The organism is Thauera aromatica K172 (assembly GCF_003030465.1).
Lineage (GTDB): Bacteria > Pseudomonadota > Gammaproteobacteria > Burkholderiales > Rhodocyclaceae > Thauera > Thauera aromatica.
On record NZ_CP028339.1, the window covers coordinates 2,481,568 to 2,507,270 of the forward strand.

The window sequence follows — 25,703 nt, forward strand, 5'->3', positions numbered from 1 at the left end:
TTGCCTTGACTGCTGTTGAAGCTCCGGTGCAGGACGAGCCGACACCGACGACAGGGATTCAGACCGAAAAGGACGAGCCGCAGCCGCAGGTGCTGGTCGCATTCGGATTGCGGATCACGAACTGGGAGCCTTCCAGACCTTCCGTATAGTCGATTTCAGCACCGAGAAGATACTGGTAGCTCATCGAGTCGATCAGCAGCATCACGCCGTTCTTCTCGTAAGTCGTGTCGTCCTCGTTGACCTCCTCGTCGAAGGTGAAGCCGTACTGGAAGCCCGAGCACCCGCCCCCCGAGACGAAGACACGTAGCTTGAGATCGGGATTGCCTTCTTCCTCGATCAGCTCGCGAACCTTGTTCGCCGCACTGTCGGTGAAGACCAGGATGTCGGGGGTTTCAACTTCTGCGCTCATGTTTTCTCCTCTGTTGGGGCAGCGGTGCGAATGATGCGCCCTTTGCCGCCCCGCCGTCAAAATCAGATCGACACCGATCGCCCGAGTTCCCTTCAGGGACTGACGGGGACGATATCCAGTCCGGCCTCTTCATCCAACCCGAACATGATGTTGAGGTTCTGCACGGCCTGGCCCGCCGCCCCCTTGACCAGGTTGTCGATCACCGACAACACGACCACGGTATCCCCGCCCTGGGGGCGGTGAACGGCGATTCGGCATATGTTCGATGCGCGCACCGAGCGAGTTTCGGGGTGGCTGCCGGCCGGCATCACGTCGACGAAAGCCTCCCCCGCATAGCGCTCCTCATACAACGCCTGCAGGTCGAGCTCGCCCGCACCGGGCAGCAGGCGGCCATACAGGGTGGCATGAATGCCGCGGATCAGCGGCGTAAGATGCGGCACGAAAGTAAGCTCGACCGGCTTGCCCGCAACCCGTGACAGCCCCTGCCGGATCTCGGGTAGATGGCGGTGCCCCGCCACCCCGTAAGCCTTGAAGCTGTCAGCCGCCTCGGGCAGCAGGGTATGGATCTCGGCCTTCCGGCCGGCGCCGGAAACACCCGACTTGGCATCCGCGATCAGATGCCCGCAATCGATCAGGCCGGCCTCGATCAAGGGCAGGAAACCGAGTTGAACGGCGGTCGGGTAGCAGCCCGGGTTGGCCAGCACGCGCGCAGAGCGAATCTGCTCGCGATTGAGCTCGGGCAGACCATACACCGCCTCGGCGACCAACGCCGGAGCCGCATGCTCCATTCCGTACCACTTTTCCCATTCGGCGATGTCGCGAATGCGAAAATCCGCTGCCAGATCAATCACGCGAACGCCGGCCGCGACCAGTTCCGCCGCCTGCTTCATCGCAATCCCGTTCGGGGTCGCAAAGAACACGGCATCGCATTTTTCCAGTTCGGCATCCTGAGGGGCGACGAACTTCAGATTCACCCGGTGGCGCAGGCTGGGGAAGATGTCGGAAACCGCCATACCTGCTTCGCCGCGAGAGGTGATTGCAACCAGATCGACGTCCGGGTGACGGCACAGCAGACGCAACAACTCGACGCCGGTATATCCGGTCCCGCCGACCACTCCAACCTTGATCATGCTCTTTCCTCGCAGCAAAACTCCCGGATCGGGATTATCGCACTCCCGCAGCGAAACGCGGCACGGAGAAAAGCGCCCGCATACCGGCAAGAGCTGAAAACCCAACACTCCGGACCGCCCCGCCCGGCCGTGTCCAAAAGCGCAAAAGCCGCCAGAAAAGGCGGCTTTTGCGAATTCCTTCCCTGCGCCGATCAGCGCTTGGAGAACTGCTTGCGACGGCGCGCCTTGCGCAGGCCGACTTTCTTCCGTTCGACTTCGCGGGCATCGCGGGTCACGAAACCCGCGGTGCGCAGCTCGGATTTCAGCTCGGCGCTAAAGTCGATCAGGGCACGCGTGATGCCATGGCGGACCGCACCGGCCTGACCGGATTCGCCGCCACCGGTAACGTTCACCATGATGTCGAACTTGTCCTGATTGCCGGTGAGCACCAGCGGCTGACGCACGATCATGCGGCCGGTTTCACGCGAGAAGAACTCGTCCACCGGCTTGCCGTTGACGACGATGTTGCCGGAGCCCGGCTTGATGAACACACGGGCGACCGCGGTCTTGCGGCGACCGGTACCGTAGTTGTAAGTCACAGCCATTTATCGGCTCCTTCAGATCTCGAGAACTTGCGGCTGCTGGGCGCTGTGCGGATGGGACGGCCCCGCATAGCACTTCAGCTTCTTCAGCATGGCGTAGCCCAGCGGGCCCTTCGGCAGCATGCCCTTCACCGCCTTCTCGAGCACGCGCTCGGGGAAGCGCTGCTGGAGCTTGGTGAAGTTGGTTTCGTAGATGCCGCCCGGGTAGCCGGAGTGGCGGTAGTATTTCTTGTCCTGGGCCTTGTTGCCGGTCACGCGCAGCTTATCGACATTGACCACGACGATGAAATCGCCGGTATCGACGTGAGGGGTGTAAATGGCCTTGTGCTTGCCGCGCAGACGGCGAGCCACTTCGGCGGCAAGACGGCCAAGCACCTTGTCCGTGCCGTCGACAACGAACCAGTCGCGCTTGACCTCGTGCGGCTTGGCAGAAAACGTCTTCATGTGGATCCTCGATCTTGTCAGGCCTGCGAACCGGCCGTCAAACGGAAAGCTCGCAATTCTAATGCGAGCACCGGCTCGATGTCAATTATTCCGTGCGTCGGCGCCATGTCAGGCGAAAAAAAACGCAGTCCGCGAGGACTGCGTTAAATCCACACCAAAGGAGGAGGGTGGAGGAGACACCGCTTGGATCGGCGCGTCTTTGTTCCCGCGTCAGCGATCCGACTGAGACGAATTATGCGCAAGCCGCAAAATATTGGCAAGATTTTTTTGTGCAATGCACGATAAATGTTTTGATTTTTTCATAAGCAGGATTTATTCAGGCTCAACTGCTTGTTTTATCTCGATTTGCGCTCTTATCCGGGACCCATGGACCTTCCCCGGCCCCACTACCAGAAAGCGATTTAACGCTGGTTTTGTGCGCTGCATGAATACGCTCCCGTATTGTATCTGCAGCCCCCCTCCCAAACCTGCGCTCCCCTCATTGACGACGCGACTTGCGGCCCGCCCGACAGGCACGAGCGCAAGCTTGCGGCACTGCGGTAACATGCGGCCCGGCACCCCGCCGGCAACCGCAGACAAGGGCCGTTTCGCCCTGCAGGAGTTCACGACAATGGAATGCACCATCAAATGGCTCGACGGCATGAGCTTCATCGCCGAAACCGGGACCGGTCACCTCGTTGCCATGGATGGCGCGCCCGAAGCAGGAGGGCGCAACCTGGCACCGCGGCCGATGGAATTGATGCTTGCCGGGGCGGGCGGCTGCACAGCCTTCGACGTCGTTCTGATCCTCAAGCGCGGCCGCCACGACGTGCGCGGCTGCAGCGTACGCCTGGAGGCCGAACGCGCGGAAAGCGACCCCAAAGTGTTCACCCGGATCTGCTTCATCTACACGATCACCGGCCGCAAGCTCAAACCCGAAGCGGTCGAGCGCGCCATCCATCTCTCGGCCGAAAAATACTGCTCGGCTTCAATCATGCTGGCCAAGACTGCGGAAATCACCCACGACTTCGAGATCGTCGAGGCCGATTGAAGGGGCGCCGGCACCGCCCGCCTCGATCGCCGGCGGCGGATGAGGCGGGGCGGGGTCAGATACGGTAGGCCAGCGTCGTCATCAGCTTCGCCCCCAGCCTCATCGCCGCCTTCACAGGGGCAGGAAGCTCGTGCGCCCCAAGCCCGACTGCCGTATCGGCATGCCCGGCCTCGTCCTCCTTCATCTGCTCGACGATCGCGCGCGAGCGCAGATCGGCGGCAGGCAACGCCTCCAGATGGCCCTTCAGGTGCTGCTCGACCTGACGCTCGGTTTCGGCCAGAAAACCCAGATTCTGACGTTCGCCGAAGCGCCCGGCCAGCATTCCCAGGCACAGCGAACCGCCGTACCACAAGGGATTGAGCAGGCTCTTGCGCCCTCCCAGATCCGCAATCCGGCGCTCGGTCCACGCCAGGTGCTCGGTTTCTTCCTGTGAAGCGTGGCGCAACGCGTCGCGGATGGTGGGGTCGCGCGACATCATCGCCTGCCCTTGGTAGAGGGCCTGGGCACAGATCTCGCCGGCATGATCGACCCGCATCAGCGCTGCGGCATGGCGACGCTCGGCATCGCTGAGTACGGTCTCGTCGATGCCCTCTCCCGGTACCGGGCGCACACTGGAGGCCGGCGCGAAGACGGTACGCAGCGCCCGGTCGAATTCGATGATGGCACGATCGATCATCAGCGCACCTCCGACGGATAGTGGCTACGGCGCTGCTTGAGCAGTTGCAGTGCATGATCGCGGTTACGTGGCGCGGCAAGACCGTCACACAGGTAGTCCCAGGCGAGTGCCGCTCGTGGCCGGTTATAGGCATTGCCCCCGATGGCCTGCCATTCGCTCTTTTTCATCGCCACCCAGCTGCCGTCAGGACGCCCGCTGGCATAGATGCGCCGCTCTCCGGTCGCGCAGCGAATCCCCTCGAAGGTCACGTTTTCCGCACCGCCCGCCGCACGCGCGACCAGGGTGTAGCGCACCACGCCATCTTCGCCGATGCTGACGCTGCCTTCGTCGACGAAAAACAGGTTGGGCGAAGGCGTGCCGGTATCGAAGGCGCGCAGTCGGGCTTCCTCGACCGCCGGCGGCAGCGCCACTTCGCCTTCCTTCCAGTCGGAATCGGTGTCCACCAACAGGCCTGCCAGCGCAGGCCCGCAAGCCAGGGCCAGGGCCAGGGCCAGCAGCCCCCCGCGAGTCATACGGGATTCGATCGATTTCAAGCGTGCAATTCTCCACAAAGCGAAAGCCGAACCGCCTCCGGCACCGGATCGACCAGCGCCGCATAGGAGGGATGGTCGATGCCGACAGCCAGCGCCGCACCGCTCTTCAGCGCCCGGCCCCGCTGCGGGCCGAGTTCGAAGCGCAGAAAATGCACCGAAGACGTCTTCTCGTCATTTTCGCGTCCGAGATCCTCGTCGGCAATGGCAAATACCGGATCGAACCCTGCCACCCGCACCCAGACGCGATCCTCGATACCGATCAAACGCCCCAGCCACCGTCTGCGATCGGCTTCTTCGGAAAACTCGATCAGCATGGTCGCCTTCCAGTTCTGGCCATCGGGAACGAGCGGGTTGTAGGCCGCGAGCTCATCGGCAATGCCCGCTTCCTCGAAAATGCGCTCGATGCGCAGCATTTCCTGGATCTGGTAACGGATCGTCAGTTCATCTTCGAACAGCAAGGTGACATGGGGACCAACCGCGAGCGCGCGATTTTTCTTGTGCGCCATCACTTTCGCGCGAAACTCGGCACGCTGGCGGGCGTACTCCTCCAGGCTCAGCAGACTGCCGCGCTCGATCGTCATCGCAATTTCTCCTCCAGACCGTAGGCCATGCGCAACAGGGTCAGCGGGTGGGCTTTCGTTGCTTCGAGCTTCGTTCCGCTGTCGCGGATTCCCTGCTGGATGTGGCGCCCGGCAATCGGACAGTCGGAGCTGATGAAATCGGGGGCCGCCTGCGCCATCTGACGAAAAACCGGCTTGCCGATCTTCATCGACTGCTCGAAATATTCCGTCTTCACTCCCCAGGTGCCGTCATGGCCGGCGCAGCGCTCGATCGTCACCACTTCCGTCCCCGGAATCAGCTGCAGGGTCTCGCGCGTCTTCTGGCCCACGTTCTGCACCCGGCCATGGCAGGGAATGTGGTACGCGACCTTGCCCAGCCGCCGCGTGAAGTCGGTCTTCAACAGCCCGTCGCGGTGGCGCAGGACGAAGTACTCGAAGGGATCGAACATCGCTTCGGCCACTGCTGCGACGTCCTCGTCCTCCGGATAGAGCAAAGGCAACTCCTGCTTGAACATCAGCGCACACGAAGGGACCGGGGCGAGCACCGCATATCCCTCGCGGGCGAGCTTGGCCAGCACCGGAATGTTGCGCCGCTTCAGCCGATCGACGCCCTCGAGGTCGCCCAGTTCGAGCTTCGGCATCCCGCAGCACGCCTCCTGCGGCACCAGCAGCGACGGAATCTCGTTGTGCGCCAGCACCGCGACCAGGTCATGGCCGATGCCGGGTTCGTTGTAGTTGATGTAGCAGGTCGAGAAGATCGCCACCTTGCCCGGAGTGCGCTCGCCATCGCGCACCGGCCAATCCGCGGCGACTTCGGCCCTGGCGCGGAATTTCGCCGCGGCGTAAGGAGGCAATTCGCGCCGCTTGTCCACGCCCAGCACCGACTGCAGCACGCTGCGCGCCGCGCCGTTGCGGTTGGCCGCATTGACTGCCTGCGCCACCACCGGGATCGCCGCCAGCTTGCCGAGGGCGTCGGTGCTGGTGAGCAGCTTGTCGCGGAACCTGACTTCGCCCTTGCGAAACTTCACCGCCTTCGCGCGCAGCATCAGGTGGGGAAAATCGATGTTCCACTCATGCGGCGGCACGTAGGGGCATTTGGTCATGAAGCAGATGTCGCACAGGTAACACTGATCGACGACTTTCCAGTAATCCTTTTTCTCCACTCCGTCGATTTCCATGCTGCGGCTCGCATCGACGAGATCGAACAGGGTCGGAAAGGCGTTGCACAGATTCACGCAGCGCCGGCACCCATGACAGATGCCGAACACCCGCTCCATTTCCGCGAGCACCTCGCCTTCGTCGTAGTAGCAGTCTTCGCGCCAGGCGATCGGATGCCGCCTGGGCGCCTCGAGACTTCCCTCGCGCTGATTCATGACAGCTCCTCCCTTCCCTCGATCCGGCGCCAGGCGGGGCGCACCGCAAGCCGGGCGAAGAGTTCTCCGCCGGGGCGGCGGACTCAATCCACCAGGGCGTCCAGCGCCTTCTGGAAGCGGTTGGCGTGCGAACGCTCGGCCTTGGCGAGGGTTTCGAACCAGTCGGCGATTTCCTCGAAACCTTCGTCGCGCGCTGCTTTCGCCATTCCAGGGTACATGTCGGTGTACTCGTGCGTCTCACCGGCGATGGCCGCGCCGAGGTTTTGCCGCGTCGCCCCGAACGGCAACCCGGTCGCGGGGTCGCCACAGGCCTCGAGATACTCGAGATGGCCATGGGCATGCCCCGTCTCACCTTCGGCCGTGGAGCGGAACACCGCGGCAACGTCGTTCTGCCCCTCGACGTCGGCTTTGGCGGCGAAATAGAGATAGCGCCTGTTGGCCTGGGACTCGCCCGCGAAAGCGGCCTTCAGGTTCTCTTCGGTACGGGATCCTTTCAGTTCCATCTTCCTCTCCTTCTCGTCCACGATCGAATGCACCGTTTTTCCACGGTGCATTCCAAACCTAGACAATCAGGAGGCGAATCCCAAATTGAAACCGGCTATGCCTGCGATCGCGCGGCGCTATTTCCGCTACGCTCCGCGCACCGACGCGCCCAGCACGACGCGCACCGGCTCGACCGGTTCGCGCAGGCGGTAGCTCTCCGGCATTTCGAACGCGCGCGTGCGAAAGAGGATGCGGGCAAGCTCGATCAACGCCAGCTGATAGACCTGGCGCTTGAATTCGATCACCGCTTCAAGCGGCACCCAGTAGTCGCTCCACCGCCAGGCATCGAATTCTGGGTGCGAGCTGGCACGCAACGACACGTCCGAGTCGCGCCCCACCAGCCGCAGCAGAAACCAGATCTGTTTCTGCCCGCGGTACGTGTTGCGCCACTCGCGCCGGATCCAGTGCCGGGGTACCTCGTAGCGCAACCACCCGCGGGTGCGCCCGAGGATCTTCACATGCTCCGGACGCAATCCGACTTCCTCGTGGAGTTCCCGGTACATGGCCTGCTCGGGAGACTCGCCGTGCTTGATGCCGCCTTGGGGAAACTGCCAGGAATGCTCGCGAATGCGCTTGCCCCAGAACACCTCGTTGCGCGCATTGACCAGAATGATGCCGACGTTCGGGCGAAAGCCTTCACGATCAAGCATGATGAACCTTCGAATTCGGTTGATTGGTGCCGATTTTTCCACACTTGCGCACGCTTTGAAAGCGCACCCACGGCACACACCACCGCGATCCGGCTGCCCACGCACGGCGAACGACCACGCCATGAGCTAGAATCCCGCCCTCAATCACGCCTTTAACGCCACGCTTTTAACGCCTTTACGCCGAAGACTCTCATGCGCGCCAGCCAGTTCCACCTGTTCACCCTCAAGGAAGCCCCCTCCGACGCCGAAGTCGTCAGCCAGAAGCTGATGCTGCGCGCCGGCATGATCCGCAAGACCGCCGCCGGCATCTACAGCTACCTGCCGCTGGGCCTGCGTGCGATCCGCAAGGTCGAAACGATCATCCGCGAGGAGATGGACCGCGCCGGCGCGATGGAGCTCGCCATGCCGCTGGTGCAGCCGGCCGAACTGTGGCAGGAGACCGGGCGCTGGGACAAGATGGGCCCGGAAATGCTGCGCCTGAAGGACCGCCACGAGCGCGATTTCGCCCTCCAGCCCACCTCCGAGGAAGTCGTCACCGACATCGCGCGCCAGGAGCTGAAGAGCTACCGCCAGCTGCCGAAGAACTTCTACCAGATCCAGACCAAGTTCCGCGACGAGCGCCGGCCGCGCTTCGGCGTCATGCGCGGGCGCGAGTTCACCATGAAGGACGCCTACTCCTTCGACCGCAGCGCGGAAGCCGCGGGGCGCAGCTACGACATCATGTTCGCCGCCTACAAGCGCATCTTCGACCGCCTCGGCCTCGAGTACCGCGCGGTGGCGGCCGACACCGGCGCCATCGGCGGCGACCGCTCGCACGAATTCCAGGTCATCGCCGACACCGGCGAAGACGCCATCGTCTACAGCCCGGACTCCGACTACGCCGCCAACATCGAGCTCGCCGAAGCGGTATCGCTGCTCGCCCGCCGCGCCGAGCCCGCCAGGGCACTGGAGAAGACCCCCACTCCGGGCAAGGCCACCTGCGAGGATGTCGCCGAACTGCTCGGCGTGCCGCTCGCCACCACGGTGAAGTCGCTGGTGCTCGCCACCGACGACGTCGACGAGAAGGGCAATCCCGCCGGCGTCACCGTATGGCTGCTGCTGGTGCGCGGCGACCACGCCTTGAACGAGGTCAAGGCGGGCAAGCTGCCGGGCCTCAAAGCCGGCTTCCGCTTCGCCACCGAAGCCGAGATCCTCGAACACTTCGGCTGCAAACCGGGCTACCTCGGCCCGATCGGGCTCCAGAAACCGGTCAGGGTCATCGCCGACCGCACGGTCGCCCACATGGCCGACTTCATCTGCGGCGCCAACGACGAGGACTTCCACTTCACCGGCGCGAACTGGGGCCGCGACCTGCCCGAGCCCGAGCTCGTCGCCGACATCCGCAACGTCATCGAGGGCGACCCGAGCCCGGACGGCCGCGGCGTGCTCGCGATCCAGCGCGGGATCGAGGTCGGCCACGTGTTCTACCTCGGCACCAAGTATTCGAAGGCGATGAATGCCACCTTCCTCGACGAGGACGGCAAGCCCAAGCACTTCGAGATGGGCTGCTACGGCATCGGCGTCACCCGCATCCTCGGCGCCGCGATCGAGCAGAACCACGACGGCCGCGGCATCATCTGGCCGACGGCGATCGCGCCGTTCGAAGTGGTGATCTGCCCGGTCGGCTGGGGCAAGTCGCAGGCGGTGCGCGATGAGGCGCAGAAGCTCTACGATGCACTCAGCGCTACCGGCGTCGACGCCATCCTCGACGACCGCGACGAGCGCCCGGGGGTGATGTTCGCCGACTGGGAACTCATCGGCGTGCCGCACCGCATCACCATCGGCGATCGCGGCCTCAAGGAAGGCGTGGCCGAATACCAGGGCCGGCGCGACGTCGAAGCCGCCAGGCTGCCCGTGGGCGAAGTCCTCGGCCACGTCCTCGACCGCCTGCGCCAGAGCTGAACCCGCGATGCCCGGCCCGCGCGCCTACCTGGGCCGGATCGCCGCAACGCTCTGCCTGGCGGCCGCCAGTGGCAACGCAGTCGCAGGGGCACAGCAGTACGAGCCGATGGCCGCGAGCGTGCGCGCGTCCCTGCACGCTGCGGTCAGCGACGCCGCCGCGCCGGTGCTGCCGATTCCGGATGCGGAAGAACGCGCGCGATGGCTCGTCGAAATGTCGCGCAGGCTGGAAAAGCGCATCCCGGACGAGGCCTACCGCACCGAGCTGCTGACTTCCATCCATTACGAAGCCACCCGCGCCGGTCTCGACCCGCAGCTGGTGCTCGGCCTGATCCAGGTCGAGAGCGGCTTTCGTAAGTACGCCATCTCATCGGCCGGCGCCCGCGGCTACATGCAGATCATGCCGTTCTGGGTGAAGCTCATCGGCCGCGAGGACGACAACCTCTTCCACCTGCGCACCAACCTGCGCTACGGCTGCACCATCCTGCGCCACTACCTCGATATCGAGAAAGGCGACCTCTTCCGCGCGCTCGGCCGCTACAACGGCAGCCTGGGCAAGGCGCACTATCCCGGTCAGGTGCGCACGGCCTGGGAAAAGCACTGGCACTGGGAACCGGAGCGGCTCGCCGCCGCCCCCCAGGCCCGGGGCACACCCGCGGCGAGCGCGCGCTGAACACCGCCCCCGTGTCGCGGGGGACAGCACACAGGCGGCAGCCACCGCCCCCGACCGTGTGCCCCCGTGCCGGCGGGTTCCCGCCCGCAGCGCCGGCCTCAGCCGGCGACCGCGGCGAGCGGACGCGGCTCAGATGCCCTGGCGTCGACCGCGCGCAGACCTTCCTTGCCCGCCGAAGCCAGCGATTGCACGTCGCCGGAAAGCTCCCCCCCTTCCTCGATCAGGATCTTGCCGTAACGGATCTTGCCGCTGACACGGCCAGTCGAATGGACCAGCAGCTGCTGGCGCGCGGTCAGTTCACCCTCGAAGTGGCCATGGATTTCGGCGATGTCGATGCCCACGGAGCCCTTGTAGGCGCCGTTCTCGGCGATGCGCAGGACGCGGCTGTCCATCGTCGCCTCGACCCGCCCTTCCACTACCAGGGTGTCGCAGTCGAGAATCTCCGCCCCCTTGAGCTTGACGTCCGGACCGACGATCAGCCGGCTCCCTCCCGACGAGCCCTCGGCCCGGGCAGCGACGTCGGCAGCCAACGCCCTCGCCTTCACCGCAGCATCCCCGGTAGCGGCCGGCGCCGGGTTCGTGGCACCCCCTCCGGCGGCGACCGCCGCAGCGCTCGCCGACACCGTACTTCCCAACGGCTGCGAGCTCGTGCGGGAAAGGGGGTTTTTTGCGGCTTTATGGAACAGGTTGGGCTTGTTGAACATGCGATCTCCTTGAAGGTGGTGCAGACCCTGTGCTGCAGTCCGGCAGTCCAAAGAGCAATTGCCATGCCCAGAGATGAATAAGCTTACCGGATCAATCACCTGCCGGCCGCCGCCGATGCCTGGCGCAGCCGTGGGGGGCGACGCTGCGGGGCATTCTGTCGCTGCTGCCCGACGGCACTTTGCGCCGCACCTCCAATCGCCCGCCGGGCAAAGCGTTTCCGGTGTCGCCTGCAGGCGACGGGTAGGCCCATGCTTACTTCGATTTGCATTTTCCTCGCCTCGAGAGCGCGCGCACTGACCTAGACTCCGGAGCTTGTCGCCGCTGCGCCACGCAGCGTGCATCGGAACATGCCCCTTTTTTCCGGCCCCTCATGTTTCGTCCCTCCTGTCGCCCTCCCCTGCCATCGAGCGTTCCGCCGGCCTGCGCTGCACCGGCGGGCCGTGCCGGATGAGCGCCGCGATGACCGTGGCTACACCGGCCGGCGCCCGCCTGCTGCTGATCGACGACGACCCCGAGCTGCTGCACCGGTTGTCGGTGTCCCTGCGCGCCAGCGGCTACCGCGTCGTCACCGCGACCAGCGCCCGGCACGCACGCGCGCGCCTCGGCACCAGGCGGTTCGACCTCGTGCTGAGCGACGTTCACCTACCCGACGGCGACGGCCTTGCCCTGTTCGAGGACATCCGCCGCCAGCACCCCGCCCTGCCGGTGATCCTGCTCACCGCCCGCGGCAGCATCCCCGACGCGGTGGAAGCGACTTCGCGCGGCGTCGCCGGCTATCTCACCAAGCCCTTCGACACCCAGGCCCTGCTCCACCACATCGGCCAGACGCTGCGATTCACCGCCCCTGCGGCAATGGCCCCGCCCTCGGGCGATGCGGCCTGGCGTGCCGGCATCATCAGCCGCAGCATGCGCATGCACACCCTGCTCGACGAAGCCCGCCTGATCGCCGCCTCGGACGCCAGCGTGCTGATCCGCGGCGACAGCGGCACCGGCAAGGAACTGCTGGCGCGCGCCATCCATCTCGCCAGCCCGCGCGCGAACGCCCCCTTCATCGCGATCAATTGCGGCGCAATCCCCGAACCGCTGCTCGAGTCCGAACTTTTCGGCCATGTGCGCGGCGCCTTCACCGGCGCCACCAGCACCCACATCGGCCTGATCCAGGCCGCGCATCGCGGCACGCTGTTCCTCGACGAGATCGGCGACATGCCCCCCGCGCTCCAGGTCAAGCTGCTGCGCGTGCTGCAGGAGCGCGCCGTGCGCCCGGTCGGAGCGACCCGCGCGACGGCGGTCGACCTGCGCATTCTGTCGGCCACCCACCACGACCTCGATGCCGCCCTGGCGGCCAGCCAGTTCCGCGAGGATCTCTACTACCGCATCAACGTCGTCCATCTCGAACTGCCTACGCTGGCCGAGCGGCGCGAAGACATCCCGCTGCTCGCAGAGCATTTCCTGCGCCAGCTCGCGCAAAAGTACGGCAAGCGCCTCTCGGGCTTCGCCCCCGACGCCCTCGAGACCCTCGCCAGCGCAAACTGGCCGGGCAACGTGCGCCAACTGCAGAACGTCGTCGAACAGGTGTGCGCGCTCACCACCACGGCGCTGATTCCGCGCACGCTCGTCGAACGCGCCCTGCGCATAAAGCCGGTCGACGCCCTCGGCTACGCCGGGGCGAAACAGCGCTTCGAGCGAAACTATCTGATACAGCTATTGAAACTGACTGCCGGTAACGTATCCGACGCTGCACGGCTGGCCGAACGCAACCGCACCGAGTTCTACCGCCTGCTGCAGCGGCACAGTCTGACGCCCGATCTGTTTCGCGGCGACGGACCCGATATCGAACCATGACCCACCCGCACAGGAGTCGACCATGATCAAGCGCCAGACCATTGCTGTAATCATCGCCACCACCGCTATGGCCTATTCCATTTACACCCCGGCCCAGGCGGCGAGTCTGCTCTCCGCCGCGCAGATCAACCTGCCGAGCAACTGCGCCGGCGACAGTCACGATCCCCGCGACGGCAAGGACAAGGCCGCCAAGCCCGTGCGCAGCTGAACACGGCGCACACGCCGTCCCCCGCCACAGCCTCGTCCGCACCGGGCGGCGCAGCCGAGCGGGGAGCGGCCGGCGCGCCTTCGATCGATCAGGCGGTGCCGCCCACCGTCAACCCGTCGATGCGCAGCGTCGGCTGGCCGACGCCGACCGGCACGCTCTGGCCGTCCTTGCCGCAGGTGCCGACGCCGGGGTCGAGCGCCATGTCGTTGCCGACCATCTTCACCTTGGTCAGCACGTCCGGGCCATTACCGATCAGGGTCGCCCCCTTCACCGGGCGGGTGACCTTGCCGTCCTCGATCAAGTAGGCTTCGGCGGTCGAGAACACGAACTTGCCCGACGTGATATCGACCTGTCCGCCGCCGAAATTGGCCGCATACAAGCCCTTCTTCACCGAGCGGATGATTTCTTCCGGGGCCTTGTCGCCGTTCAGCATGTAGGTGTTGGTCATGCGCGGCAGCGGCAGGTGGGCGAAGGACTCACGCCGGCCGTTGCCGGTCGGCGCCATCCCCATCAGGCGAGCGTTCATCATGTCCTGGAGGTAGCCGGTGAGGATGCCGTCCTCGATCAGCACGGTGCGCTCGGTGGGATTGCCTTCGTCGTCGATCGACAGCGAGCCGCGGCGGTCGGGCAGAGTGCCATCATCGACCACGGTGACTCCTTTCGCCGCCACCTGCTGGCCGATGCGCCCGGAAAACGCCGAACTGCCCTTGCGGTTGAAGTCGCCTTCGAGGCCGTGGCCGATCGCCTCGTGGAGCAGGATTCCCGGCCATCCCGGACCGAGCACGACCGGCATGCTGCCGGCCGGCGCCGGATCCGCGCCCAGGTTCACCCGTGCCTGATGGACTGCCGCGCGCGCGTAGGTGCGCAGCCGCTCGTCGTCGAAATAACCGTAATCGTAGCGCCCGCCGCCGCCGCCGCTGCCCTGCTCGCGGCGACCGTTCTCTTCCATGATCACGGTCAGCGACACCCGCACCAGCGGGCGCACGTCGGCCGCCAGATGGCCGTCGCTGCGTGCCACCATCACCACCTCCCACGAACCGGCGATATGCGCCATGACCTGGGTCACGCGCGAATCCTCGGCGCGGGCGAGGCTTTCCAGGCGTTCGAGCAGCTTCACCTTGGCGGTGTCGTCGAGCGAATCGAGCGGGTCGTCGGCGCGGTAAAGGCGGCTCTCGCGCCCTTGCCGGCGGATGCCGACCTGGCGCCGCTCGCCGGCGACGGCAATCGCGCGCGTCGTCGTCGCAGCCCCCAGCAGCGCATCGAGCGAAATATCGTCCGAGTAGGCGAAGGCGGTCTTCTCGCCGCTGATCGCGCGCACGCCGACCCCCTGCTCGATCTCGAAGCTGCCCGATTTGACGATGCCTTCTTCCAGGCTCCAGGCTTCGGAGCGCTGGTACTGGAAGTACAGGTCGGCGAAGTCGATATCGTGGCGCATCAGCGCGCGGAAGGTTTTTTCCAGTTCCGCCTCGCCGAGCCCATAGGGCGACAGCAGATGACGATCGGCGATATCCAGCAGGGAGGTGTTGTTGCTCATTGAAAATCCTCGGTACGGTGCCGGGTTGGACCGGCCCCGAGTGAAAACGATCGGCCGACGCGGCCGCTGCGGTAGAGTTCCGCTTCAGCCCAGACAACGGTGGCGCAGCGCCGGCAGGCTTTCGCGCACCTCGGCGATGCGCCCCGGATCGAGCTCGGCAAGCACCACGCCCGGTCCTTCCTCACGGCAGGCGAGTACCTCGCCCCAGGGGTCAATAATCATCGTGTGCCCCCAGGTGCGGCGCCCGCCCGGATGGCGCCCGCCCTGCGCCGGCGCCATCACGTAGCACTGGTTCTCGATCGCGCGTGCGCGCAGCAACACTTCCCAGTGTGCCCGCCCGGTGGTGAAGGTGAATGCTGCCGGCAGCACGATCAGGTCGACTTCGCCCATCGCCCGGAACAGCTCCGGAAAGCGCAGGTCGTAGCACACCGACAGTCCGGTGCGCCCGACCGGCGAATCGAAGCAGCACACTTCGCCGCCCCGCTCGATGGTCGCCGCTTCGTCGTAGCGCTCCTCGCCGCGGCAAAAGCCGAACAGGTGGATCTTGTCATAGCGCGCGACACGGCGCCCCTGGTCGTCGAACACCAGGGTGCTGTTGCGCACCCTGTCGTCGACGCTGGCGCACAATGGAATCGTGCCGCCGACCAGCCACACGCCGTGACGGCGCGCGGTGGCGGCGAGAAAGTCCTGCAGCGGACCGTCGCCTTCGGCTTCGCGGATGCGTACCTTGGCCGACTCGTCGGTGCTGATCAGCGGAAAATACTCGGGCAGGGCCACCAGGACGGCCCCGGCGGCGGCGGCCTCGGCCACCAGCGCCGCAGCCGCGTCGAGGTTGGCGTCGACGTCCGGTCCGGAGACGGTCTGGATCGCGGCGATGCGGACCGGGCCGGGCGGTCGGTGGAAAGCTTGGGGGGCGGGGCTGGAGTTCATCTGTCGTGTCGCTTGGGGTCGGAAGAGAGGCAGGCGCGGAACCGGGGCCCGGCCCGCAGATGCGGCCCCGGCAGCGCCGAGCGCGCTATTGGGCCGGCGGCAATTGGGCCGGCGGCAGCTCGACGCTGCCGCGCTTGACGACCTGCGGGTCGGTCCAGGTGCCGGTAACTGCGTATTCGAAGGCGAAGAGTTTTTCGATCGGGTCGCTGAGCACCTTCTGCGCCAGATAGGCCGCGACGCCGACCGCGGGATTCAGCAGCCCGGCCGCGGCGCCGATCGCGACCGACTCCGACAGGGTCGGCTGCACGAACACCCGCAGATCCTGGGTTTCCGCCACCAGATCGGCCGCGCCGCTCATCCTGATCCGCGCGGCCGGCCCGCGGATTTCAAGATCCTCGGTGCGCAACACCCCGGAAGCCATGTCGATGCTACCGGAAATGCGGTCGAAGGCGAATCCTTCCGAAAACACATCGCGAAAATCGAGCGTGATGCGGCGCGGCAGCGACTGCAGGCTGAGGATGCCGAGCAGGCGGCCGACACCGGGCTCGAGCTTGTTGAACTGGCCGGCGCCCGCCTCCAGAGTCAACCGGCCAGCCAGCGACGGATAGTCGATACGCGTCGGCGCCCCCCCCCAGCCGATGTCGCCGGCGAGCGTCGCCGATCCGCCGCGCACCACATCGGGATAGCCCAGGCGGCGCGAAAAACGCCCGACATCGGCCGTTTCCAGGCTGAACGTCAGCTGCGTGCGCTGGCGCCCGGCCGCCTGCCACTGTCCCTTGCCCGCCAGCCGGCCATCGGGGTTGTCGAGCGCGAAGCGTTCGAGCTGCCACAGTCCGCCCCGGTTGCGGGCGAACACTTCGAGCCGCCCCAGTTCCAACCCACGCAGCCGGAAGCGCTCGGCGACCACATCCAGCGCCGGCAGCCGGCGCGGCGGAGTGTGGATTTCTCCGTCGCTATCGCGCTCTCCCACCGCCGGTTCACCCGGCTCGTCTTCGCTCCCTACGGACAAGTGCCGGAAGCGGGCGGACAAGGCGCCACCGCCCGCCCTGCGCCAGTCGAAATCGCCTTCGGCCAGGTCGCTGTCGAGCCGGGCCTTCCAGCCACCGGGATCAGCCACCGCACGCAGATCCACCGCCTTCAGACCGTGACCGAAGGCGAGAACCTCGTCGGCCGCCAAAGTGATGCCGGCCAGGGGCAGGCCACCCGCCGCTTCGACGGCGCCCCCGGCCTCCTCCGCACCCGCCTCGTCGGCGGCATCCTCTCCGTTTTCGAGCACACGCCGCCAGGCATCGAAATCGAGCCGGTCGAGGACGGCGGCGATGCGCACCCCACGGGTCGAGGCCGGCACGGCATCGGCTGTCGCGCGGCCAAGCGCCACCCCTCCGGAGAGCGAGGCCCATGCTGCCGAGCTGCGCTGCAGCTCGGCCCGGGCGAGGGTGCCGAGCTGCAGCGTGACCGTGGTCGACGCCTGTCCTGCCGGATGATCGAACGTCAGCTGCAGCGGCCAGTTTTCCGTCCCCGACTTGTTCAGCGGCGCAGGCAGGCTGGAGGCCAGCCCCGCCAGATCGGAGCTGAACTCTCCCCGCGTGCCGCTCTTGCCGATGCGGATCACCGTCTTCCAGTCGAGGGTGCCGGAGAGGTTGTCGAGCACCGGCTGCACATAAGCGGCGCGCAACGCCGAAACCGCCGCCTTGCCCTCGGCCTCGAAGCGCACCGTACCGTCGGCAACGGTGCGCGCGCCCACCCGCAGCGGATGGCCGAACAGTTGCGCGCGCGCTTCGGGTATCGACAGCGAATCGGCGGTAAAGCGCAGTCGTCCGCCGGCACCCTCCAGTGCCGGCAACCCGTCGATGAGCGAGATCCGATTGTCGGCAAAGCGGAATTCGCCTTCGATTCCGCTCGCGTCGATGTTGCGCAACGGCATCACCAGCTTCAGCGCCAGCTCCCCGCGCCCTTCGGCCTGCATGCCGTCGGTGAACCCGCCAATGCGCGCCGAGACCGGGCTCGCCGACACGAAGCGCAGGAATTCCGCGGTCGGACCTTGCGCCCGCCCGGTGATGGTCATGACCTCGCTGGGGCGCTGATCGAGCTCGGGGACGTCGACCCGCACATCGAGCAGATTCACCCCCAGGATGCGTCCCCGCTCGGCGTCGATCCGCATTCCCGGCCCTTCGAAGCGCAATTCGCCGTGGATGCCGTCGATCCGCGGCCACCCCGGGGCATAGTCCAGCACCCCGTCGGCCACCCGGACCGACACCAAGAACTGGCCCTCGCCGTTGCGGAAAGGGAAGTCCTCCAGGCGGCCGCGCAAGCGCAGCCGCGCCTCGGGCACCGCGGCCGCGAGAATCGCGTTGCGCACCCAGTCATGGGTATTGCGGTTGACCACGCGCGGCAGGTAGCGCCACACCGCAGTCCCGGCCGCACGGTCGAGGCGGGCCTGCAGGTCGATTTCCCCCGCGCCCCCGGCCTGCGGCCAGTAGCGTCCGGAGGCGCTGCCGGCGGCATCGGCGTTGTCGAATTCGGCGCGGTCGAGTGCGATCTCAAGCCGCCCCTCGCGTTCGAGCCAGCCTCCTTCGGCGCGCAGACGGTCGAACGCCAGACGCCCGCTTTCGAACACTTCAGGCAACTCCACATGGGCGCCCTGGCCGTCGACCCGGAAACGGCCACGACTCTGATTCCCTTCGATCGTCCCCGCCAGCCCCCCCAAGCCCGGCAGGCCGTCGCGGGCGAACAAGCCGATGCCGGCGAAGCCAGTGGACAGGGTCCAGGCCTGCGGCGCAGCGGTCGTGCCCCGCCAGCTCAGGCGCAGGTCGCTCAAACGGCCCCGCGGCGCAAAGCCGGCGAGCCGCTCGCGCAGCGCCGCATCGAGCGGCAGATACGCGGCCAGCCCGGCCAGCGCGGCAAAATCCAGCTCCCCGGCAACCAGGCTTCCGCCCGCGGCAGCACCGTCGGGGGTGTGCTCCAGGCGCAGCTCGACATCCCCGGGCTCGAGCACCAGTCCGGCCTCGGCCTGCAGCGCCAGCCGGCGCGCGCGCAGCACGACCCCACGGGGCGCACGCTCGAAGGCGAGGCGGCCGTCGAGGCGGGCGACCGCGAGTTCGGGCAGATCCCCGGCAAGACGGGTACGGACATCGTCGAGGGCGAAATCGGCGGTCAGCGCGGTTTCGCCCTTGCCGTCGGAGTCGAGCCAGGCCCGCACGCTGCCGCGCCCGCTCACCGGCAGCGGGTAATCGACCCAGGGCCGCCAGCCGCCGAGCTCGGCCCGATCCAGGGCAAGATACAGCCGCCCGGCCGACGCCTGCAGTACCTCGGGATCGAAGCGCGCGAGCTCGCCGCGCAGCTCCAGCATCGATGCAAGCGCTTGCGGCGGCTGTGCGCGCAGAGCGAAACGGGCGGGGGCGGAACGCTGGTCGAGGCGGAACTCGACCTGTTCGAGTTCGAGTTCGGGCGCCGCCCGCATTTCGTCCGACCACCGCAGCCGGGCGCCATGAATGACGATCTGGCGCTGCGCCAGCAGCCACTGCAGACCGCCCCCCCGGTCCTCTCCCCCCTGCAGCGGCAGACCGGCAACGAACAAGGCGCCGTCCCCGGCGCGTCGCGCGACCAGTTCCGGTGCGTCGATCTCGAGGCGATGGAAATAAGGCCGCAGGCGAAGCAGCGACGACCACGCCAGCGTGGCGTCGACCCTGGGCAAGGACAATGCCGGACGGCCTTCGGCGTCCGCGATGCGCAACCCGCTGAGTTGCAGCCGGGGGCGCCACCCCGCCCAATCCCCCTCGATCGCCGCGATCGACACCGGCAGGCCGAGCCCCGCGCTCGCCGCGGCCGCGATCCGTTCGCGAAACTCGCCCACCGCCGGCAGCAGCAGATGCCGGGTGACGAGCACCAGCACCGCGAATGCGAACCACAGCGTCACCGCTGCGCGCAGCCCCCACTTGCCCAGCAGGCGGACGCGCGCGCGCCACGGCACCCGCAGTGCGGATTCACGGCCTGAAGGGGCGGGACGGGGCGGGGCCAGAAGTTCGCTCGCAATCGGGTTCCCGGCCGAACCGGCCGGGACTCGGGGGTTTCCAGCCGAACCGGCCGGGACTCGGGCCGGCGGGTGACGCGCGGTGCTCACTGCGGCACGCCAGGCTCCCCCACCGGGACATTCGATCGCCACGCCGACGGGCGGCGGGCACGGCTAGAATGTGCTTTCTGCCCACGCGCGGCCGGATCATGGTCGATTCGGTCTGCATTCTACCAACGATCGCCACGCCCGCACCGGAGCCCGGCCATGTCTTCCCCCTCCAGCGCACCCGACGAGGGCCTGCAGGCCATCTCCTGCGCGCGCCGCTTCTCGCGCTACCTCGCCCGCATGCTCGACAGCCAGCCCTGGCTGGCCGCGGCGCTCGCCGCCAGCATCGACGGCCCGCTCGCCGCAGAGCAGATGCAGCGCTTCGTCGCCGCCCGCGAAGCGGCGTCCGGCAGCGCCGAGGCCGCATTGCGCCCGGTGCTGCGGCAGTTGCGGATCTGGGTGCTGTGCCATCTGGTCGTGCGCGATCTCGTCCGGGGAGCGTCCCTCGACGAAGTCACCGAGACCATGACCGTGCTCGCCGAAGTCGCGGTGCGCCATGCCCACCAGGTGCTGCGCACCGCACTCGTGCAGCGCTACGGCCAGCCGCTGTCGCCCACCGGCTGGGAACAGGAACTGCTGGTGATCGGCATGGGCAAGCTCGGCGGGCGCGAGCTCAACGTCTCCTCCGACATCGACCTGATCTTCGTCTACCCCGAAGACGGCGACACCGGCGGCGCCAAGGTCATCAGCAACTTCGAATTCTTCGAGCGCCTGGGCAAGCAGCTGATCCAGGCCCTGGCCGAAATCACCGAACACGGCCAGGTCTTCCGCGTCGACATGCGCCTGCGCCCGAACGGCGACTCCGGCCCGCTGGTGTGCAGCTTCGACATGCTCGAGAACTACTTCATGACCCAGGGCCGCGAATGGGAGCGTTACGCCTGGATCAAGGCCCGGGTGCTGCAGGGCGAGCGCTGGACCGAACTGCAGAACATCGCCCGCCCCTTCGTGTTCCGCAAATACCTCGACTTCGGCGCGATCAACGCGATGCGCAGCCTGCACGCACAGATCCGCCGCGAAGTCACGCGCCGCGACCGCATCAACAACATCAAGCTCGGCCCGGGGGGCATCCGCGAGATCGAGTTCCTCGCCCAGGTCTTCCAGCTCATCCGCGGCGGCCGCGACACCGCCTTGCAGGTGCGGCCGACGCTGAAGGCGCTCGCCCTGCTGCCCGAACGCAGCATCCTGGACGCCGAAACCGTGGCCGAATTGTCCGCCGCCTACGAATTCCTGCGCCGGCTGGAACACCGCCTGCAATATCTCGACGACGCCCAGACCCACGACCTGCCCGCCAGCGACCACGACCAGGCGCTGATCGCCGAAGCGATGGGCTTTGCCGACTACCCCGCGCTGCTCGCCACGCTCGAAGCCCATCGCACGCGGGTGAGCCATCATTTCGACTGCGTCTTCGGCGACCCTTCGGAGGAGGACCACAGCCTGGACGCCACCTGGGCACATGCCGAAGATCTCGACAGCGTCGTCCCCGCGCTCGGCGAACTGGGCTACCGCCACCCCCGGGCCGGCGCCGAGCGCCTCGCCGCGATCCACGCCAGCCCGCGCTACCGCCAGCTGCCGAACAACATCAAGAGCCGCTTCGATGCGCTGATGCCGCGCCTGATCGAGGCCGCTGCCGGCACTCCGGGACCAGACGACACCCTGGCGCGCTGCCTCGACCTGATGGAGGCGATCGGCCGTCGCGGCGCCTACCTCGCCCTCCTCCAGCAATATCCGCAGGCCTTGCGCCGGGTCGCCGACCTGATGGGCGCATCGCGCTGGGGGGCACAGTTCCTTGCCCGCCATCCGATCCTGCTCGACGAGATGCTCGATGCCCGCAACCTCGAGGCCCCCCCCGACTGGCCGGCCTTCCGCGCCAGCCTGGGAGCGGAAATGGATGCGCTCGAACCCGACATGGAACGCCAGATGGACCTGATGCGCGAACGCCACCACGCCCAGGTGTTCCGCCTGCTGACCCAGGACCTCGCCGGCCTGCTGACGGTGGAAAAGCTCGCCGACCACCTCTCGGAGCTGGCCGACCTGATGCTCGACCTGACCGTGCCGCTGTGCTGGCGCAAAATCAAGATCCGCCATCGCGACACGCCACGCTTCGCCGTGATCAGCTACGGCAAGCTCGGCGGCAAGGAGCTGGGCTACGCTTCGGATCTCGACATCGTCTTCCTCTACGACGACGACGCGCCCGAAGCGCCCGAGGTCTATACCCGCCTGGCACAGCGCACCAACACCTGGCTCTCCAGCCAGACCGCCGCTGGGCAGCTGTTCGAGACCGACCTGCGCCTGCGCCCCAACGGCGAATCGGGGCTGATCGCCACCTCGCTCGAGTCCTTCCGCAAATACCAGCTCGAATCGGCCTGGGTGTGGGAACATCAGGCCCTCACCCGGGCGCGCTTTTCCGCCGGCGAGCGCGCGATCGGCGAGGCCTTCGAGCGCATCCGCGACGAAGTCCTGCGCCTGCCGCGCGAGCTCGACGCCCTGCGCGCCGAAGTGCTGGCGATGCGCCAGAAGATGCGCGACGCCCACGGCGGCAAGAGCGCCCTGTTCGATCTCAAACACGACCCCGGCGGCCTCATCGACGTCGAGTTTCTGATCCAGTACCTGGTGCTCGGCCACGCCCACGCCCATCCCCAACTCACCGGCAACCTCGGCAACATCGCCTTGCTGCGCATCGCCGGCGAGCTCGGCCTGATCCCCCCCGCGCTCGCCGCCGCCTGCGCCGACAGCTATCGCGAGCTGCGCCGCCTGCAGCACCGCCAGCGTCTCAACGACCGCCCCTCGCGCGTCGATCCGGACGAAGCCGGACGCGCCCGGCAGCCGGTGCTGGCCTTGTGGGAGAGCGTATTCGGAACCTGAGCGCCCGGCGGCATCCCCCTGCCACGGCGGCGACCATGACGGTCGGCTTCGCAGCAACTAGAATTCAGCGGCCTTCCCCGTCACGGTCCGCCATCCAGGTTCCCATGAGCTGCGAAATCGAACTCAAGCTTGCCCTGCCGCACGACGCCTTGCCGGCATTGCGCCGCCATCTTCGGGCAGCGCCGGCAACCCGCCTCGGCAACGCCGTCACCCTCGACAACACCTACTACGACACCCCGGCGCTGCAGCTCAAGGCACACAAGGTCGCCGTACGCATCCGCCGCCAAGGTCGGCGCACCTTGCAGACCGTCAAATGCGCGACACTCTCCAGCGGCGGCTTGTCGCAGCGCCCGGAATGGGAGCAGGACCATGACGGAGCGTTCGATTTTTCCGCCGTCGACGATCCCGCGACACGCCGCCTGCTCGAGCGTCACCGCGACGCCCTGGTGCCGGTCTTCACCACCCGCTTCCGCCGCGAAACCTGGCGCCATTCCCCCCGCGAAGGGCTCGCCATCCTGCTGATGATCGACACCGGGGAAGTCGTCCTGAGCACCCCCGAAGGGGTCGAGCGCCGGGCGCCGATCTGCGAGCTGGAACTGGAACTCGAACAGGGCCAGCCTGCCGATCTGCTCGAACTCGCCTGCGCGCTGGCACAGGATCTGCCGCTGATGCCGGCCGACCTTTCCAAAGCCGAGCGCGGCTACCGCCTGTTTCGCGATGCACCACCGCCCGCCCCCTGCCGCAGCGAGCCTTCCACCATCGCCGCCGGCGACAGCCTGATCGGCGCCTTCCGCAACCTGGCGCTGGCCTGCGTGCGCCAGTGGCAGGCCAACGCCACGGCAGCGTCCGCCCACACTTCCCCGGATGAGATCCTCTCCGAGTGCATCCATCAATTGCGGGTCTCGCAGCGCCGCCTGCGTGCCCTGCTCAAAATCTTTGCTCCCGCCCTGCCGGCCGGCTTCGTCGCCACCTGGAACGCCCGCCTCCGTGACAATGCCAACCGCTTCGGCGATGCCCGCGACCTCGACGTGTTCTGCGCCGAACTGCTCGCAACGGTCCGCACCGAAGGGCTGGCCGACGCCGACGCCATGGCGCTGCTGACGAGGACCGCGGAAAACGCACGGATCGATGCACGGCACCGCAGCGCCCACGCGCTCGACATCGCCGCCCAGGGCCGGCTGCTGCTCGAATTCACCCTTGCCCTGGAGCGGCTGGCAAGCAACAGCCTGCTCGAGGCGGCCGATCTGCGCACCTTCGCCCGCCTGCGCCTGGAGCGCCTGCGCAAACGCGGACGACGGCAGCTCGACGCCGCCGCCACCCGCGAGCCCGCCGCCCTTCACGCGCTGCGGATCGGTTTCAAGCAGTTGCGCTACGGCGTCGAATTCTTCGCCCCGCTGTTTCCGGCCAAGGTGGTCAAGCGCTACCAGGAGCGACTTGCGTGCGCCCAGACCACGCTCGGTTTCTTGCAAGACGTCGATACCGCCCGCGCCCGGCTCGCGCAATGGACCGCAGCCCAGCCGGCGATCGCCCCCGCCGCCGCGTTCGTGCTCGGCTGGCATGCCCCGCGCTACACTCGCCTGCGCGAGCGGGTGATCCGCAACTGCCACCCTCTGGTGCATGGGCGCAGGCCATGGTGAAGCCGTCCGGCACCTGCGTACAGCGGCCGTCATCCCCTGGCAACACGAAGCGCCGATAATCCTGGCCCCGATGATGCCGGCCCTTGCCCCCGGGGAGAACTGCGACATGAACCTGCTGCTCTGGCGCCACGCGGAAGCCGCCGATGGCCTCCCCGACCACACCCGCCCACTCACCGCCCGCGGCCTCGAGCAGGCCCGGCGCATGGCACACTGGATCGAAGCCCACCGCCCCAAGGATCTACGGGTGCTGGCGAGCCCGAGCCTGCGCACGCGCCAGACCGCGTCGGCGCTCACCGACGATTTCCGCATCGTGGCCGGACTCGGCCCGGACGGCAGCGTCGCCGACCTGCTCGCGGCCAGCGGCTGGCCCGATGCCAGCGGCGCCACCCTGGTCATCGGTCATCAGCCCGCACTCGGCCGCCTCGCCGCGCTGCTGCTGTCCGGCACCGAAGCCGACTGGACGATCAAGAAGGGAGCCTTGTGGTGGTTCACCAACCGCGTCCGGGAAGGCGAAACCCAGACCGTGCTGCGCGCGGCGATCCCTTCCGACCTTCTGTAGCGCGCGCCTCCCCCGCAGGCGCGGAGCGGGTGAATTCCTGCCCCCGCAATTGGTCTCATGGCCCGGAGGTGGCTTCCGGAACCTCTCGTCCGAGCCCCCGCGAAGCCCCCCCGAAGCTGCCGCTTGTGCTTTCCAGTGCAATGCGTAAGATGCCCTCTTCGGTCCGGAACGGAACATGCTCGAACGCTTCTTGCCCTCCCACGACGCCATCAAGCGCAGCCGCCTGCTGCGTTGGCTCGGGCCACGCATTCACGACCCGCTGCTGTGGCACATCAATCGCCGCACAGTCGCACGCGGCGTTGCCATGGGGGTGTTCTTCGGGCTGATGATCCCAATCGCGCAGATCCCCGCAGCCGCCATGGCTTCACTGCTGCTGCGCGGCAACCTGTGGATCGCCGCCGTCTCCACCCTGATCAGCAATCCCCTGACCTACGGCCCCCTTTATTACTTGGCCTATCGGCTCGGAGCCGGCGTGATCGGCACGCGCACACCGCCCGACCTCACTCCCAGCGACATCGAGGCGCCGGTCCGCATGATCGACTCGCTCGCCCAAGCCTGGGTCTGGGTCACCGGGATCGGCCAGCCCCTGCTCGTCGGAATGCTGATCATGGCCGTCACCGGTGCGACCCTCGGTTACTGGGGCACTCAGCTGTTCTGGCGCATCAAGGTGGCGAACAAGCGGCGCCACGCCCGCCGTAACCGGCAATCGCGGCCCAAGGTCATTCCCCCCGGGCCGCTCGGCAGCCGCTGATCCGCCACCCGGCGGGCA

The 25,703-nt window shown here is 67.3% G+C and carries 23 protein-coding genes; 9 read left to right on the top strand and 14 right to left on the bottom strand.

All coding sequences use genetic code 11. The features are described from left to right. Positions 1 to 58 precede the first annotated feature (58 nt). From erpA to rplM, 4 genes are all read right to left on the bottom strand, one after another. On the bottom strand, positions 59 to 409 hold the full coding sequence (erpA, locus tag Tharo_RS11810; protein ID WP_075149314.1) for an iron-sulfur cluster insertion protein ErpA: 351 nt from the start codon (positions 407 to 409) through the stop codon (positions 59 to 61). 92 nt (positions 410 to 501) lie between these two features. Further along, a complete protein-coding gene (argC, locus tag Tharo_RS11815; RefSeq protein WP_107221374.1) occupies positions 502 to 1,539 on the bottom strand; it encodes an N-acetyl-gamma-glutamyl-phosphate reductase in 1,038 nt (345 codons plus the stop codon). 191 nt (positions 1,540 to 1,730) lie between these two features. Then, positions 1,731 to 2,123, bottom strand: a complete 393-nt coding sequence (gene rpsI, locus Tharo_RS11820) for a 30S ribosomal protein S9 (protein ID WP_107221375.1) — start codon at positions 2,121 to 2,123, stop codon at positions 1,731 to 1,733. A gap of 12 nt (positions 2,124 to 2,135) precedes the next feature. Continuing rightward, on the bottom strand, positions 2,136 to 2,564 hold the full coding sequence (gene rplM / locus Tharo_RS11825; protein ID WP_107221376.1) for a 50S ribosomal protein L13: 429 nt from the start codon (positions 2,562 to 2,564) through the stop codon (positions 2,136 to 2,138). 610 nt (positions 2,565 to 3,174) lie between these two features. Here rplM and Tharo_RS11830 point away from each other — a divergent pair. Then, on the top strand, positions 3,175 to 3,594 hold the full coding sequence (locus Tharo_RS11830) for an OsmC family protein (RefSeq protein ID WP_107221377.1): 420 nt from the start codon (positions 3,175 to 3,177) through the stop codon (positions 3,592 to 3,594). A gap of 55 nt (positions 3,595 to 3,649) precedes the next feature. On the opposite strand, the gene coq7 is transcribed toward Tharo_RS11830, so the two are convergent. From coq7 to Tharo_RS11860, 6 genes are all read right to left on the bottom strand, one after another. Next, a complete protein-coding gene (coq7, locus tag Tharo_RS11835) occupies positions 3,650 to 4,270 on the bottom strand; it encodes a 2-polyprenyl-3-methyl-6-methoxy-1,4-benzoquinone monooxygenase (protein WP_107221378.1) in 621 nt (206 codons plus the stop codon). Next, positions 4,270 to 4,803, bottom strand: a complete 534-nt coding sequence (locus Tharo_RS11840; protein ID WP_425444936.1) for a CNP1-like family protein — start codon at positions 4,801 to 4,803, stop codon at positions 4,270 to 4,272. The genes coq7 and Tharo_RS11840 overlap by 1 nt, the downstream gene beginning before the upstream one ends. Further along, positions 4,800 to 5,384 carry a DUF3501 family protein gene (locus tag Tharo_RS11845; protein ID WP_107221380.1) on the bottom strand — a complete coding sequence of 195 codons (585 nt, stop codon included), beginning with the start codon at positions 5,382 to 5,384 and terminating at the stop codon, positions 4,800 to 4,802. Before Tharo_RS11845 ends, Tharo_RS11840 begins: the two co-directional genes overlap by 4 nt. After that, entirely contained in the window at positions 5,381 to 6,736 is a 1,356-nt protein-coding gene (locus Tharo_RS11850) for a heterodisulfide reductase-related iron-sulfur binding cluster (protein ID WP_107221381.1), read from the bottom strand. The genes Tharo_RS11845 and Tharo_RS11850 overlap by 4 nt, the downstream gene beginning before the upstream one ends. A gap of 83 nt (positions 6,737 to 6,819) precedes the next feature. Then, entirely contained in the window at positions 6,820 to 7,239 is a 420-nt protein-coding gene (locus tag Tharo_RS11855) for a rubrerythrin family protein (RefSeq protein ID WP_107221382.1), read from the bottom strand. A 126-nt stretch (positions 7,240 to 7,365) separates the two neighbouring features. Then, positions 7,366 to 7,929 (bottom strand): RNA pyrophosphohydrolase, encoded by a 564-nt coding sequence (locus tag Tharo_RS11860; protein WP_107221383.1) that lies wholly within the window; start codon positions 7,927 to 7,929, stop codon positions 7,366 to 7,368. A gap of 192 nt (positions 7,930 to 8,121) precedes the next feature. Here Tharo_RS11860 and Tharo_RS11865 point away from each other — a divergent pair, with 192 nt between their 5' ends. After that, complete coding sequence (locus tag Tharo_RS11865; RefSeq protein ID WP_107221384.1) at positions 8,122 to 9,870, top strand: proline--tRNA ligase; 1,749 nt, start codon at positions 8,122 to 8,124, stop codon at positions 9,868 to 9,870. A gap of 7 nt (positions 9,871 to 9,877) precedes the next feature. After that, complete coding sequence (locus Tharo_RS11870; RefSeq protein ID WP_107221385.1) at positions 9,878 to 10,540, top strand: transglycosylase SLT domain-containing protein; 663 nt, start codon at positions 9,878 to 9,880, stop codon at positions 10,538 to 10,540. A gap of 98 nt (positions 10,541 to 10,638) precedes the next feature. On the opposite strand, the gene Tharo_RS11875 is transcribed toward Tharo_RS11870, so the two are convergent. Then, positions 10,639 to 11,244 carry a bactofilin family protein gene (locus Tharo_RS11875; protein WP_107221386.1) on the bottom strand — a complete coding sequence of 202 codons (606 nt, stop codon included), beginning with the start codon at positions 11,242 to 11,244 and terminating at the stop codon, positions 10,639 to 10,641. A gap of 448 nt (positions 11,245 to 11,692) precedes the next feature. On the opposite strand from Tharo_RS11875, the gene Tharo_RS11880 reads away from it, so the two are divergent. Both Tharo_RS11880 and Tharo_RS11885 read left to right on the top strand, forming a co-directional pair. After that, positions 11,693 to 13,087 (top strand): sigma 54-interacting transcriptional regulator, encoded by a 1,395-nt coding sequence (locus Tharo_RS11880; protein ID WP_107221387.1) that lies wholly within the window; start codon positions 11,693 to 11,695, stop codon positions 13,085 to 13,087. 22 nt (positions 13,088 to 13,109) lie between these two features. Beyond that, positions 13,110 to 13,295, top strand: a complete 186-nt coding sequence (locus Tharo_RS11885) for a hypothetical protein (RefSeq protein WP_107221388.1) — start codon at positions 13,110 to 13,112, stop codon at positions 13,293 to 13,295. An 88-nt stretch (positions 13,296 to 13,383) separates the two neighbouring features. Here Tharo_RS11885 and tldD read toward each other — a convergent pair whose 3' ends face one another. From tldD to Tharo_RS11900, 3 genes are all read right to left on the bottom strand, one after another. Further along, positions 13,384 to 14,829, bottom strand: coding sequence for a metalloprotease TldD (gene tldD / locus Tharo_RS11890; protein WP_107221389.1), 1,446 nt, complete (start codon positions 14,827 to 14,829; stop codon positions 13,384 to 13,386). Between the two features lie 84 nt (positions 14,830 to 14,913). Then, the gene (locus Tharo_RS11895; RefSeq protein WP_107221390.1) at positions 14,914 to 15,759 is read right to left on the bottom strand and encodes a carbon-nitrogen hydrolase family protein; all 846 of its coding nucleotides are present in this window, start codon (positions 15,757 to 15,759) and stop codon (positions 14,914 to 14,916) included. Positions 15,760 to 15,844: 85 nt separating this feature from the next. Next, on the bottom strand, positions 15,845 to 19,729 hold the full coding sequence (locus Tharo_RS11900) for a YhdP family protein (protein WP_245880891.1): 3,885 nt from the start codon (positions 19,727 to 19,729) through the stop codon (positions 15,845 to 15,847). A gap of 306 nt (positions 19,730 to 20,035) precedes the next feature. Between Tharo_RS11900 and glnE the strand changes: the two genes are divergently transcribed. The 4 genes from glnE (at position 20,036) to Tharo_RS11920 (ending at position 25,685) form a co-directional block, all read left to right on the top strand. Next, positions 20,036 to 22,738, top strand: a complete 2,703-nt coding sequence (gene glnE / locus Tharo_RS11905; RefSeq protein ID WP_107221391.1) for a bifunctional [glutamate--ammonia ligase]-adenylyl-L-tyrosine phosphorylase/[glutamate--ammonia-ligase] adenylyltransferase — start codon at positions 20,036 to 20,038, stop codon at positions 22,736 to 22,738. Positions 22,739 to 22,842: 104 nt separating this feature from the next. Continuing rightward, the gene (locus Tharo_RS11910) at positions 22,843 to 24,375 is read left to right on the top strand and encodes a CYTH and CHAD domain-containing protein (protein WP_107221392.1); all 1,533 of its coding nucleotides are present in this window, start codon (positions 22,843 to 22,845) and stop codon (positions 24,373 to 24,375) included. A gap of 106 nt (positions 24,376 to 24,481) precedes the next feature. Beyond that, complete coding sequence (locus Tharo_RS11915) at positions 24,482 to 24,934, top strand: SixA phosphatase family protein (protein WP_107222406.1); 453 nt, start codon at positions 24,482 to 24,484, stop codon at positions 24,932 to 24,934. A gap of 175 nt (positions 24,935 to 25,109) precedes the next feature. Beyond that, positions 25,110 to 25,685: a DUF2062 domain-containing protein gene (locus Tharo_RS11920; protein ID WP_107221393.1), complete on the top strand. Its 576-nt coding sequence runs from the start codon at positions 25,110 to 25,112 to the stop codon at positions 25,683 to 25,685. The last annotated feature ends 18 nt before the right edge of the window (positions 25,686 to 25,703 follow it).